The sequence below is a fragment of the Paramixta manurensis genome (assembly GCF_013285385.1).
GTDB classification, from domain to species: Bacteria; Pseudomonadota; Gammaproteobacteria; order Enterobacterales; family Enterobacteriaceae; genus Paramixta; species Paramixta manurensis.
On sequence record NZ_CP054212.1, the window covers coordinates 4,510,386 to 4,523,926 of the forward strand.

Genomic DNA, 13,541 nt, shown 5'->3' on the forward strand with positions numbered 1-13,541 from the left:
ATCAGGAGAAGAAGCTCAGTAACGAGTTGAGCACCGTATTGTGATTATTTTCCGATAGATTATAAAACAGCGGCAGGCGTAACAGCCGCTCGCTTTCTACCGTGGTGTAACGATCTTCACCATCAAAGCGACCAAAACGTTGGCCTGCCGGGGAAGAGTGCAACGGAATATAGTGAAACACCGCCAGGATTTCGGCTTCTTTTAACCAGCGAATCAACGCCGCGCGGTCTTCTTCATCACGCAACTTAATGTAAAACATATGAGCATTGTGGCGGCACTGTGGCGGCACGGAGGGTAGCGTGATGCGCCCACTGGCGGCGATCGGCTGCAGCGCGTCGTAATAACGCTGCCAGAGATGGAGGCGTTGTTGGTTGATGCGTGTCGCAGCATCCAACTGCGCCCAAAGGTAAGCGGCCTGGATATCGGACATCAGATAACTGGAGCCGATATCACGCCAGGTATATTTATCCACCTGGCCGCGGAAAAACTGGCTGCGATTAGTACCCTTCTCGCGAATAATTTCCGCGCGTTCCACCAACGACTTATCGTTAATTAACGTCGCGCCACCTTCACCGCCTGCGGTATAGTTTTTGGTTTCATGAAAACTGAAACAACCGATATGACCAATGCTACCTAACGCTTTACCACGCCAGTTCGACATCACGCCCTGCGCCGCATCTTCAATCACGTACAGCTTATATTTTTCCGCCAGCGCCATGATCACATCCATGTCGCAGGCGACGCCTGCGTAGTGAACGGGCACTATGGCACGCGTTTTAGCGGTAATCGCCGCTTCAATCCGCGTTTCGTCGATATTCATGGTATCCGGACGGATGTCGACAAACACAATGGTGGCGCCGCGTAACACGAAAGCATTAGCGGTAGAGACGAAGGTATAGCTCGGCATGATGACTTCATCACCCGGCTGAATATCAATCAGCATGGCCGCCATTTCTAAAGATGCGGTGCAGGAAGGCGTCAGCAACACTTTTTTGCTGCCGAAATGCTGTTCCAGCCACTGCTGACAACGGCGGGTAAACCCGCCGTCGCCGCAGAGTTTGCCGCTCTCCATCGCCGACTGCATATATTCGAGTTCGGTTCCCACCACTGGTGGCGCGTTAAATGGAATCATCGGATTACCTGTATAACCAGTAAGCGGTGCTTTCAAGTGTTGCACCGCAGCGAAGATAGAGCCGCATCGCGGCTACGTTGCTTAGTTGTGTCGCCACGCGTAACCGCGTTAGCCGATGTGCATTACACCAATCCGCCGCTGCCAGCACTAACCGGGCGCCAACGCCTTGCCCTCGCGCTTCGGGTACCGATGCCAGCAAACCGATTCGCGCTTCATCGTTCGCCAGCTTACGCAGCGAGACAAATCCTTGCAGCCTTCCCTGTTGATCGGTGGCGAGCAAACACTGATGATCGAAAGTACCCTGCACCGCATTTTCCACCCATTGAGCGTAAAAGCGCGCGCTGGCATCCGGCGGATACCACGGTGCACGAAAGCGGCTCAGCGCGAAAGCTTCTGCAGCTACCGCGCGCAACGCCGGAATATGTTCCGCCCGTGCGATGCGAATACCGCTTTGCCGCGTGGTGGTCTCTATCGGCAGCGCCAGGTCGGCTTCGCCCTCAACTAAATGAAAACCACATTGTCCTAGCCAATCTAACGCCGCCGTCTGCTGCGCCGAAACCTTCGCCTGCACCAGATCGAAATCATCCAGACGCGCCAACTCAAGCGCCTGCGTATCATCCAACGTCAGTAGTGCGCTATGGCGGTTAAAAAACTGATTTTCCCACTCCAGCGGTTTAATACTGGCGCGGGCGTGCATGGAGAATATCCAATAAGTATTTACCGTAGCCGGTCTTTGCCAGCGCCTCTGCCGCGATGCGAACTGCGTCATCATCTAACCAGCCGTTGCGCCAACCGATCTCTTCCAGGCAGGCAATTTTAAAGCCCTGGCGCTTTTCAACGGTTTGAACAAAGGTACTGGCCTCAATCAGGCTATCGTGTGTGCCGGTATCCAGCCATGCGAATCCACGCCCTAACAGTTCGACGGTTAATTCACCACGCGCCAAGTACATTTGGTTAATGCTGGTGATTTCCAACTCGCCACGCGGCGAAGGCTTCACCTGTTTGGCGAAATCAATCACTTGATTATCGTAGAAATAGAGACCGGTTACCGCCCACCGGGAACGCGGATTCTGCGGTTTTTCCTCAATCGACAGCGCGCGGAAATTGTCATCAAACTCCACGACACCGAAACGCTCCGGATCCATCACCTGGTAACCAAAAACCGTTGCGCCACGCGTTTGTGCCGCCACTTTTTTCAATTTGGGACTGAACCCTTGCCCAAACCAAATATTATCGCCCAACGCCAGGCAACAGGCATCTTTCCCAATAAAGGTTTCACCGATCAAGAACGCCTGCGCCAACCCATCCGGGCTAGGCTGGCTGGCATAGTGCAGATGGATGCCAAAATCCGAGCCATCGCCCAGCAGACGCTGGAAGTGCGGCAACTCTTCTGGCGTAGTAATGATCAGAATATCGCGGATACCGGCCAACATTAGCACCGATAGCGGATAGTAAATCATCGGCTTATCGTAAATTGGCAGGAGCTGCTTCGAAATGCCGCGCGTAATCGGATGAAGCCGCGTGCCGGAGCCACCCGCCAGGATAATGCCTTTCATCGCTTACTCCTTCGCTGCCGCACTCGGTGGTGGTGAAGATTCGGCCAGGCCGAGGCGCTCTCCCCGATAGCTGCCGTCGAGAATATCGCGCCACCATGTTTGGTGGTTCAGGAACCAGATAACGGTTTTGCGAATACCGCTTTCAAACGTTTCCTGCGGGCGCCAACCCAACTCGCGTTCAATTTTAGCGGCATCAATCGCGTAACGCAGATCATGCCCCGGACGATCGGCCACTCGGGTGATCAAATCACGATATTGACTCACGCCCGCCGGTTTATTTGGCGCCAGCTCTTCCAGCAACTCACACAGCGTTTCGACCACCTCAATATTTCGACGTTCATTATGGCCGCCAATATTATAGGTTTCACCGACGACGCCCGCCGTGACTACGGTATAGAGCGCACGCGCGTGATCGTCGACATACAGCCAATCCCGAATTTGACCGCCGTTACCATAGACCGGCAGCGGTTTGCCCGCCAGCGCATTAATAATCATCAGCGGGATCAGTTTTTCCGGAAAGTGATAGGGCCCATAATTATTGGAGCAATTAGTCACAACCACCGGTAAACCATAGGTACGCATCCAGGCGCGCGCCAAATGATCGCTACTGGCTTTGCTGGCGGAATAGGGGCTGCTCGGCGCATAGGGCGTGGTTTCAGTAAACTTATCCTCCACACCATGCAGATCGCCAAAGACTTCATCGGTTGAGATGTGATGGAAAAGAAAATCGTTTTTTTTCTTCCCCTCCAGCGTTTGCCAGTAATGGCGCGCAGCTTCCAGTAGCTGGTAAGTGCCAACGATATTGGTTTCAATGAACGCGATCGGGCCATCAATAGAACGATCAACATGGCTCTCGGCCGCCAAATGCATAATGCAATCCGGTTGATAACCGGCCAAAACGCGATCCACTGCCGCACGCTGACAAATATCAACCTGTTCAAAAGCAAAACGCGGTGAGTCCGCCACCGTTGCCAGTGAAGCCAAATTGCCCGCATAACTCAGTTTATCTACCACCACCACGTGGTGGTGGGTGTGCTCAATCAAAAACCTGACAACCGCCGAACCGATAAACCCGGCGCCGCCGGTCACCAAAAACTGTTTCATCGCCACACTCCTTTGGTATCCACCACCCAGCGTTGCTTAATCTGTGACGGCGCAATCGCTTTAAACGGCTGATGATCGACCAGCATGACTAAAACATCGGCCTGTGCCAACGCCTGCTCCAGCGTCACCAACGTTGCCTCGCGAGCCAGTTTCGGCGGGATAGTATGCACATTAGGTTCCGTCACCCAGGTTTCACCGGGGTTCCATTCGGCGATCAGATGGGCGACCTCCATCGCCGGGCTTTCGCGTAAATCATCAATGTTCGGCTTGAAAGCCAGACCAAAACAGGCAATTTTCAGGTCGGCGGCGCGTTTGCCCTCGGCAGCCAGACAATCCGCCACGGTGGCTTTTACTTGTTTAAGCACCCAATGCGGCTTGGCGTCGTTAACTTCACGCGCGGTGCGGATTAAGCGCGCCAGGTCAGGGTTTTGCGCCACGATAAACCACGGATCCACCGCGATGCAGTGCCCGCCTACGCCCGGCCCAGGTTGCAATATATTGACGCGCGGATGCCGGTTAGCCAGCCGGATTAGCTCCCAAACATCAATCCCCTGTTCAGCGCAGATAAGCGATAGCTCATTGGCGAAAGCGATATTGACGTCGCGGAAACTGTTTTCCGTTAGCTTACACATTTCCGCAGTACGCGCGTTGGTGACGACGCACTCTCCTTCGAGGAAAATTTGATAAAGCTCGCAGGCGCGCGCAGAACAGGCTGGCGTCATGCCACCGATAACCCGATCATTTTTGATTAATTCAACCATCACTTGCCCCGGCAGCACGCGCTCCGGACAGTAAGCGATGTGGATTTCGGCCGCCTCGCCAGCATCCTGTGGGAAGCGCAAATCCGGGCGAGCCTGTGCCAGCCATTCGGCCATTTGCTCGGTCGCACCGACTGGCGAGGTGGACTCCAAAATCACCAAATCACCTTTTTTCAGCACCGGCGCCAGGGATTCAGCGGCAGCGCGAACCCAAGTCATATCCGGCTGATGGTCGCCTGCAAACGGCGTAGGAACCGCAATCAAAAAGGCATCCGCCGCCAACGGTTGCGACACGGCACGCAAAAAGCCTTGTTCTACCGCCTCCTTGACCACGCGATCCAGATCCGGCTCCACGATATGAATTTCACCGCGATTAATGGTATCAACCGCGTGGGTATTAATATCAACCCCCACTACCGACGTTTTTCTTGAAGCAAACGCGGCAGCGGTTGGAAGGCCAATATAACCCAGCCCGATCACGGAAATAGTTTTAAAACTCATAGCGTTACTCTGTTATCTTTTAGCGCCTGCAAAACCTGCGCGCAGGCATGCCCATCCCCATAGGGATTATGTGCGTGGCTCATGGCATGCCAGGCCGCTTCATCATCCAGCAAGCGCGTGACTTCCGATACAATTTTGGCGATATCCGTTCCGACCAGGCGCACCGTGCCAGCATCAATCGCTTCCGGGCGCTCGGTAGTTTCACGCATCACCAACACTGGTTTTCCGAGCGAAGGCGCCTCTTCCTGAATACCGCCGGAGTCCGTCAGGATCAACCAGGATTTATGCATCAGATAGACGAACGGCAAGTACTCCTGCGGCTCAATTAAGACAATGTTTTCAATATCGCGCAGAATACGGTTAACCGGCTCGCTCACATTGGGATTGAGGTGCACCGGATACACAATTTGTACCTCAGGGTGCGTACGAGCAATCTCCGCCAAGGCGCTGCAAATACGCTCAAACCCGCCGCCGAAGCTTTCGCGCCGATGGCCGGTAACCAAAATCATCTTTTTATTTTCGTCGAGAAACGGATAACGCGCAGCCAGGCTGCGGTACAATGCTTCATCAGATAACACTCGGTCACGAACCCATAACAGAGCATCGATCACCGTGTTACCGGTGACAAAGATACGTTCAGCGGACAAACCTTCACGTACCAGATTTTGCCGGGCATTTTCCGTTGGGGCGAAGTGCCAGGTCGCCAGATGACCGGTTAATTTACGATTGGCCTCTTCTGGCCACGGCGAATAGAGATCGCCGGTTCGCAACCCGGCCTCAACGTGGCCGACCGGAATCCGGTGATAAAACGCAGCGAGGCTGGCAGCCAGCGTGGTGGTGGTATCGCCATGAACCAGCACGACATCGGGTCGAAAGGAGGTAAACACGTCCTTCAGCCCTTCCAGAATACGGCAGGTAATTTCCGTCAGCCCCTGTTCCGGCCGCATAATATTGAGATCATAGTCGGGCACTAGCGTAAACAGGCGCAGCACCTGGTCCAGCATTTCTCGATGCTGTCCGGTTACGCAAAGGCGAGATTCAAAAGCCTCATCCTGGGCTAAAGCATGGACCAGCGGCGCCATTTTTATCGCCTCCGGTCGCGTGCCAAAAACTGTAAGAACTTTCACTGTCATTCTCTTTGTTCGTTTACCGCTGCCGCAATAAAGGCCACGGTAAGCGCGCATTTAAGCACGAGGACGGCGAACCAGTGCAATGCCTGCGCCGATTAGCGCACCCACTGCACCCCACATAATCATTAAAAACATTCGACGCGGACTATCGCGTTTTATGGGCTCTTCCGGGGTCCGCAAATAGCGGTAGGTCTGAAAACGCACGGCGAGTTTCGGCCCGATAGACAGCGTGTTAAGCATCGCTTTATTTTGGTCATAACTCAGGTCGAAACTTGGCCCGCTGGCGCGTAAATTCTCCAGCCGCGCCTGTAACATTGGCCGCCCCAGCAAGAACAACTCCGAATCCGGCAATTGTTCGGAAGGCGTGGTGGTTTTCGCCTGATCGATGCCCTGCTGTTGTGCAATCTTTAACGCCTGCTCAACGCTATGTATTTGCCGTTGGTAGACTGCCGTGGCGACTTCCTCCTGGCGCTGAACCTGGGCGCTCAACTGCTGCGCTCGCGCTGCCCACGCGCCTTTTAACTCAGCGTTCAAATGTGATGCCGCTCGTTCACTGGCAAACGCAACATACTGGCGTAAGAGGTTATTCGCATCAGGCGCGGTTTCTGCCACCAGCTTGACGCTATCGCTAATATTTTTGGTCGCATCGGCTGGCGTAAACTGGATGTTGTTAATCATCTCATCCAGTAACACCGCGTCTTTTCTGGCATTACCGCTTTTATGGTGATCGTAATAATCGGTCTGTAACCAGAAATCACGCCGCGTATCCCACGAGGAGAGTTGCATAACAAACTCTTGATAAGCCTCATCCATGATTGTCGGCTCAGGCGCGGCAACCGCCAGCGTGTTATTACTGGCATCAAGATTGCGCAGAAATTGTTGTTGTGAATAGAACCCACCCAGCATATTTACCGTTGGACGATCGGTAATTGCCGTGGCGCTCCACTCCTGCTTCACCACCAGCGACCATAAATAAGCAACCACGACAAACAGCAGCGCCAACCCAATAATCCAGCGCTTTCCTCGCCATAAGGTGTAACAGAGTCCGCGAATATCCAGCTCGTTATCCACATAGGTAGAGGTCATAAACAAGGTATCCTTTTAAGGCTATCCAAAGGTCTTACGGTATTTTGTTTTCATTAGCATTACGCAAACGACGTTTGATGCGTTTCACCATCCGTGCAACGCGCCATGCGCGTTTCAGGCAGTAGCCGTATAACAAAAAAGCGAACAAAAAGAGCACCAGCATGACCCACTCGGGAATAAATGCCAGATACTCTCCCAGCACCCCGACGCCCGCCAGCAAGGCAGCTGCCAGCGTGATCAGAAGGAATGCCTGACGAGAGGTGAAACCGGCCCGCATAATTAAATGGTGGATATGCTGGCGATCGGCAGAGAACGGGCTCATCCCTTTACGCAAACGGCGATACATGATCGCCACCATGTCCATCAACGGAATGGCAATTAGCCATAACGCGGTAACTGGCGTAATCGGATGACTCTGCCCTTGTGTCGTCTCCAGGAGGATCCAGATAATGGTAAAACCAATCAGCGTGCTGCCCGCATCGCCCATAAACACTTTATACCGTTTACCGAATATACCAAGGTTCAACATGATGTAAGGCAGGGTGGCGGCAATCATCGCAAAACACCACACGGCAAGACTGGGCTGCCCATCAAAATAAAGAATGATGCCCATGGCAGCAAAGGTCACACAGGAGAGACCGCCCAGCAAACCATCAATACCGTCCACCATGTTAAAGGCGTTAATCGCCGCCCAAACGGCAAACAGCGTCAATACATAGCCAAACGGGCCGACGATGAGCTCGACCGGGCCAATAATAAACCCCAGACTCAGTAAATAGAGTTTACCGACTGACATCATCACGATGGCGATACCGGCTTGTACCACCGCGCGAAACTTCACGCTAATATCAAAGCGATCGTCCAATGCGCCAACCAGTACCAGCACCCCGGCGCAGAACAAATACAGTATTGCATGCGGGACATAATAATTAGTGATGGCGAAGGTAAAGCAGATTCCGGCATAAACGGAAATGCCGCCAACCAGCGGAATCAATCCCTGGTGACGTTTTCGATAGTTTGGTTTATCAACCAAACCTATTTTTTTGGCTGCCTTACGAGCAAAAAAGAGAAAGGCCAGTGAAAAAAGGAAGATTAAAGCAAGCTCGGTACTCATATTGAGTAAGTTCACATTAACAGCTCTCAGCTAAGAATCTGAATAACTATAAGCAATTATTATGCCCAATTGATTATCCGAAATCTGAATTCTGCCAAACTACCGGGTTAACCGCTGTTTTTTTGTGCAAACAAGCATGCAACCCAGGCAGTTATGACCGCAGTCTATTTTGTACTCCTGAAACTCATTAATCGTATAGCCCGAAAACGAAAAACGCCACGTCTAAGCGTGGCGTTACCCGAGTTTTCTTGCTTTGTCAGACGATTAAATCACAACCGACCGGTTATGTGCTCAGATTATGAGCGTTTCATCATATCAAAGAACTCATCATTGGTTTTGGTCATCGCCAATTTATTGATGAGGAACTCCATCGCATCGATTTCGCCCATTGGGTGAATAATCTTACGCAGAATCCACATTTTCTGCAGCTCTTCCTGCGAGGTCAGCAACTCTTCTTTACGGGTACCAGAACGGTTGTAATCAATCGCCGGGAAAACGCGTTTTTCAGCGATCTTACGCGCCAGGTGCAACTCCATGTTGCCGGTCCCTTTAAATTCTTCATAGATAACTTCATCCATTTTCGAACCGGTATCAACCAACGCGGTTGCGATAATGGTCAGGCTACCGCCCTCTTCCACGTTACGCGCGGCGCCAAAGAAGCGTTTTGGACGGTGTAAGGCGTTCGCATCCACACCACCGGTCAATACTTTACCGGATGCCGGTACGACGGTGTTGTAGGCACGCGCCAAACGGGTAATAGAATCAAGCAGGATGATGACGTCTTTCTTGTGTTCGACCAGACGTTTTGCTTTCTCGATTACCATCTCCGCCACCTGCACGTGACGTGATGCGGGCTCATCAAAGGTAGAAGCCACAACTTCACCTTTCACCAGACGCTGCATCTCGGTTACTTCTTCCGGACGTTCGTCAATCAGCAACACCATCAATACGCAGTCAGGATGGTTATATGCGATGCTCTGCGCAATATTTTGCAGCAGCATGGTTTTACCGGCTTTCGGCGGAGCAACAATCAGCCCACGCTGGCCGCGACCAATCGGCGACGCCAGATCCAGTACGCGCGCGGTTAAATCTTCAGTTGAACCGTTACCCCGTTCCATACGCAGACGTGAATTTGCGTGCAACGGCGTTAAGTTTTCGAACAGAATCTTACTACGCGCGTTCTCTGGCTTGTCATAGTTAACTTCATTAACTTTCAGCAGGGCAAAGTAACGCTCGCCCTCTTTCGGCGGACGGATTTTACCTGAAATGGTGTCACCCGTACGGAGGTTAAAGCGACGAATTTGGCTGGGGGAAACGTAGATGTCATCAGGGCCGGCGAGGTAGGAACTGTCTGCGGAGCGAAGGAAACCAAATCCATCCTGCAGTATTTCCAGCACGCCATCGCCGAAAATATCTTCGCCGCTTTTCGCATGTTGTTTAAGGATGGCGAAGATAATGTCCTGTTTGCGCATACGCGCCAGGTTTTCCAGCCCCATATTTTCGCCGAGAGTAATCAGCTCAGAAACCGGCGTATTTTTTAATTCGGTAAGATTCATAATGGTGGGTTCTTAAACTCGGGGTAAATCTCGAAATGTTTGTCGTGAATGGTATGGCAAATGTTCTATGCCTGTTAGTGGCACTGTTTCCGTGGTCCACTCGACGATCTTGGGCAGGAAATGCCGATCAGGAAACGAGAAGACGGATGGAACATTATGCCGGAAAAAAGTGATGCTAACCGTCAGATTGCTGAAACGCTGTATCAATCGCAACATCAACAGGATTCGATTCAACAAGGGAAACAAACTACAGGTAAGTTCGTAATGCAGTGATAGTAACTTAGCACGCTTAATGTCGGGCGTCTAGCGGTCTGGTAAAAATTAACCATTAATTGACCGCCAGCGCCGACAGGGCAAGAACCCTTAGCCAAGGTTGGCGTTCAGGAACTCTTTCAACTGCCCTTTAGAAAGCGCGCCAACTTTGGTTGCCGCCACTTCACCATTTTTAAACAGCAGCAGCGTCGGAATACCACGGATGCCGTACTTCGGCGCGGTGCCGGGGTTTTCATCGATGTTCAGTTTGGCGATAGTCAGCTTACCGTCATATTCTTCAGCGACTTCGTCCAGAATGGGGGCAATCATTTTACATGGCCCACACCACTCCGCCCAAAAATCTACCAGCGTCAAACCCTCGGCTTTTAGTACCTTAGTTTCGAAGCTGTCATCGGTCAGGTGAATAATTTTATCGCTGCTCATGTCTTACTCCACAAGATTATGCCTGGCTGGTTGGCGTAAAATCTGCCAACTTAGGTTGACTTTATTTCACCGGATACGCTTTCGTAAAGCAATAGTTAGCTGATATTCTACCACACTATGAGCAAAACACACTTAACCGAACAGAAGTTTTCCGACTTCGCCCTGCACCCACAGGTGATTGAAGCCCTTGAAAAGAAAGGGTTTCATAACTGTACGCCTATCCAGGCGTTGGCATTACCTTTTACGCTCGCTGGTCGCGATGTAGCAGGTCAGGCGCAAACCGGTACCGGTAAAACGATGGCGTTTCTAACGTCAACGTTCCATCATCTTCTTACTCACCCTGCGGCGGAAGGCCGCCAGGTGAACCAACCTCGCGCATTAATTATGGCTCCAACGCGCGAACTGGCAGTGCAAATTCACGCTGATGCCGAACCCTTGGCGCAGGCTACCGGTTTGAAAATTGGCTTAGCCTACGGCGGTGACGGCTACGATAAACAGTTAAAAGTGCTGGAGAGCGGAGTAGATATTCTGATCGGCACTACCGGCCGGTTGATCGACTACGCCAAACAGAATCACATTAACCTTGGCGCCATTCAGGTTGTGGTGTTAGATGAAGCCGACCGTATGTTTGATCTTGGCTTTATTAAAGATATTCGTTGGATTTTCCGTCGGATGCCTGCATCCAATCAACGCTTAAGCATGCTGTTTTCCGCAACGTTGTCGTATCGCGTACGCGAGCTAGCCTTCGAACATATGAATAATGCGGAATATGTTGAAGTCGAGCCGGAGCAAAAAACCGGTCATCGTATTCAAGAAGAGCTTTTCTACCCTTCCAATGAAGAGAAAATGCGCTTATTGCAAACGTTGATTGAAGAAGAGTGGCCGGATCGCGCAATTATTTTCGCCAATACTAAACACCGCTGTGAAGATATCTGGGGCCATTTGGCCGCCGATGGGCATCGCGTCGGCTTGCTGACCGGCGATGTGGCGCAGAAAAAACGTCTACGTATTCTTGATGATTTCACCAAAGGGGATGTCGACATTTTGGTGGCGACCGATGTTGCCGCGCGTGGCCTGCATATTCCGGCGGTAACGCACGTGTTTAACTACGACCTGCCTGACGATCGTGAAGACTATGTACACCGTATTGGTCGTACCGGTCGCGCGGGCGCCAGCGGGCACTCTATCAGTCTGGCTTGTGAAGAGTACGCGCTGAACCTGCCCGCTATTGAAGAGTATATTGGTCACAATATTCCGGTCAGCAAATACAACAGCGAAGCATTGATGGATGATTTGCCGCCGCCGAAGCGTCTGACGCGTAATCGTTCGGGTAACGGCCCGCGTCGAGGTGGCAATCCTAATCGTCGCGGCGGCGCGCCACGTAACAACAACCGTAAACGTCCGGGTTGAGTTTGCCATGCTAAGCGCGTCATCTCTTTATGCTGCGATTGATTTAGGTTCTAACAGCTTTCACATGCTGGTGGTGCGCGAAGTGGCGGGCAGTATTCAAACCATAGCGCGCATTAAGCGCAAAGTTCGGTTGGCGGCGGGGCTAAATAGCCATAACCAGCTTTCAATCGAGGCGATGGAGCGTGGCTGGCAGTGTCTGAAACTCTTTGCGGAGCAGTTACAGGACATTCCTGCGGACCAAATTCGTGTCGTTGCCACCGCGACGTTACGTCTGGCGGCAAATGCCAATGAGTTTCTCGGCAACGCACAAACCATTTTGGGCTGTCCGATTAATGTCATTAGCGGCGAAGAAGAGGCGCGTTTAATTTATCAAGGCGTGGCGCATACCACCGGCGGTTCCGACCAACGTTTAGTGGTAGATATTGGCGGCGGCAGTACCGAACTGGTCACCGGCAATGGCGCACATGCTACTGAATTATTCAGTCTTTCAATGGGTTGCGTCACCTGGCTTGAGCGTTATTTTAGCGATCGTAATTTGGGCCAGGACAATTTTGAACAAGCTGAACGCGCGGCGCGCACCATTATCCATCCGGTTGCCGATGCGCTACGCGCGCAGGGTTGGCAAGTTTGCGTCGGTGCTTCCGGCACCGTGCAAGCGCTACAGGAAATTATGGTGGCGCAAGGCATGGATGAGCGTATTACACTCAGCAAATTGCAGCAGTTGAAACAACGCGCAATTCAGTGCGGTAAGCTGGAAGAACTGGAGATTGATGGGCTAACGCTAGAACGTGCGCTGGTTTTCCCCAGTGGCCTGGCCATTTTGATCGCCATTTTTCAGGAACTCAATATTGAGAGCATGACGTTAGCCGGCGGCGCGCTTCGTGAAGGGCTGGTATACGGCATGTTACACCTGCCCGGCGATCGCGATATTCGCCAACGCACCTTGCAGAATGTTCAACGTCGCTTCGCGATTGATGCCGGGCAAGCGGAACGCGTGCGTCAGCTAGCGGCACACTTTCTTCATCAGGTCGATCAGGCATGGTCGCTGGATGAACGATGTCGCGAACTGCTGGAAAGTGCTTGCCTGATTCATGAAATCGGCCTCAGCGTTGATTTCAAACTTGCCCCCCAACACGCCGCCTATTTAGTTCGTCATCTCGACCTGCCCGGTTTTACTCCCGCGCAAAAAAAATTACTGGCAACGTTGCTGCAAAACCAGAGTAACAGCATCGATCTTCCGCTATTAAGCCAGCAAAATGCCGTTCCACCGCGCATGGCCGAGCGGATGTGCCGTTTGTTACGCTTAGCGATTATTTTCGCCAGCCGACGCTGTGACGATGCGTTACCGGCGCTACATTTGCTGGCACACGATGATACGCTAACCATTACCCTGCCTGCTGGCTGGCTGGAAGCGCACCCGTTGCGGGCTGAACTGCTGGAGCAAGAGAGCCTGTGGCAAAGCTATGCACACTGGACGCTGACATTTATCTGATGGCTG

The 13,541-nt window shown here is 52.3% G+C and carries 12 protein-coding genes; 2 read left to right on the forward strand and 10 right to left on the reverse strand.

Translation table 11 applies throughout. The features are described 5' to 3' along the window. Position 1 precedes the first annotated feature (1 nt). From rffA to trxA, 10 genes are all read right to left on the reverse strand, one after another. Positions 2-1,132: a dTDP-4-amino-4,6-dideoxygalactose transaminase gene (rffA, locus tag PMPD1_RS21645; RefSeq protein ID WP_173635980.1), complete on the reverse strand. Its 1,131-nt coding sequence runs from the start codon at positions 1,130-1,132 to the stop codon at positions 2-4. A gap of 4 nt (positions 1,133-1,136) precedes the next feature. Next, positions 1,137-1,829 carry a dTDP-4-amino-4,6-dideoxy-D-galactose acyltransferase gene (gene rffC, locus PMPD1_RS21650; protein ID WP_173635981.1) on the reverse strand — a complete coding sequence of 231 codons (693 nt, stop codon included), beginning with the start codon at positions 1,827-1,829 and terminating at the stop codon, positions 1,137-1,139. Next, complete coding sequence (gene rfbA / locus PMPD1_RS21655) at positions 1,807-2,688, reverse strand: glucose-1-phosphate thymidylyltransferase RfbA (protein WP_173635982.1); 882 nt, start codon at positions 2,686-2,688, stop codon at positions 1,807-1,809. The genes rffC and rfbA overlap by 23 nt, the downstream gene beginning before the upstream one ends. A 3-nt stretch (positions 2,689-2,691) precedes the next feature. After that, on the reverse strand, positions 2,692-3,792 hold the full coding sequence (gene rfbB / locus PMPD1_RS21660; protein ID WP_173635983.1) for a dTDP-glucose 4,6-dehydratase: 1,101 nt from the start codon (positions 3,790-3,792) through the stop codon (positions 2,692-2,694). Then, entirely contained in the window at positions 3,789-5,051 is a 1,263-nt protein-coding gene (gene wecC / locus PMPD1_RS21665) for a UDP-N-acetyl-D-mannosamine dehydrogenase (protein WP_173635984.1), read from the reverse strand. Before wecC ends, rfbB begins: the two co-directional genes overlap by 4 nt. Beyond that, positions 5,048-6,178, reverse strand: coding sequence for a non-hydrolyzing UDP-N-acetylglucosamine 2-epimerase (gene wecB, locus PMPD1_RS21670; RefSeq protein ID WP_173635985.1), 1,131 nt, complete (start codon positions 6,176-6,178; stop codon positions 5,048-5,050). The genes wecC and wecB overlap by 4 nt, the downstream gene beginning before the upstream one ends. 57 nt (positions 6,179-6,235) lie before the next feature. Continuing rightward, complete coding sequence (gene wzzE, locus PMPD1_RS21675) at positions 6,236-7,267, reverse strand: ECA polysaccharide chain length modulation protein (RefSeq protein WP_173635986.1); 1,032 nt, start codon at positions 7,265-7,267, stop codon at positions 6,236-6,238. Positions 7,268-7,301: 34 nt separating this feature from the next. Beyond that, positions 7,302-8,396: a UDP-N-acetylglucosamine--undecaprenyl-phosphate N-acetylglucosaminephosphotransferase gene (gene wecA / locus PMPD1_RS21680; protein WP_173635987.1), complete on the reverse strand. Its 1,095-nt coding sequence runs from the start codon at positions 8,394-8,396 to the stop codon at positions 7,302-7,304. Between the two features lie 281 nt (positions 8,397-8,677). Further along, positions 8,678-9,937, reverse strand: a complete 1,260-nt coding sequence (gene rho, locus PMPD1_RS21685) for a transcription termination factor Rho (RefSeq protein WP_038628983.1) — start codon at positions 9,935-9,937, stop codon at positions 8,678-8,680. Between the two features lie 363 nt (positions 9,938-10,300). After that, positions 10,301-10,633: a thioredoxin TrxA gene (gene trxA / locus PMPD1_RS21690; protein ID WP_173635988.1), complete on the reverse strand. Its 333-nt coding sequence runs from the start codon at positions 10,631-10,633 to the stop codon at positions 10,301-10,303. A gap of 117 nt (positions 10,634-10,750) precedes the next feature. Between trxA and rhlB the strand changes: the two genes are divergently transcribed. Together rhlB and gppA are read left to right on the forward strand one after the other, a co-directional pair. Further along, complete coding sequence (rhlB, locus tag PMPD1_RS21695; protein ID WP_173635989.1) at positions 10,751-12,043, forward strand: ATP-dependent RNA helicase RhlB; 1,293 nt, start codon at positions 10,751-10,753, stop codon at positions 12,041-12,043. A 7-nt stretch (positions 12,044-12,050) separates the two neighbouring features. After that, the gene (gene gppA / locus PMPD1_RS21700) at positions 12,051-13,535 is read left to right on the forward strand and encodes a guanosine-5'-triphosphate,3'-diphosphate diphosphatase (protein ID WP_173635990.1); all 1,485 of its coding nucleotides are present in this window, start codon (positions 12,051-12,053) and stop codon (positions 13,533-13,535) included. The last annotated feature ends 6 nt before the right edge of the window (positions 13,536-13,541 follow it).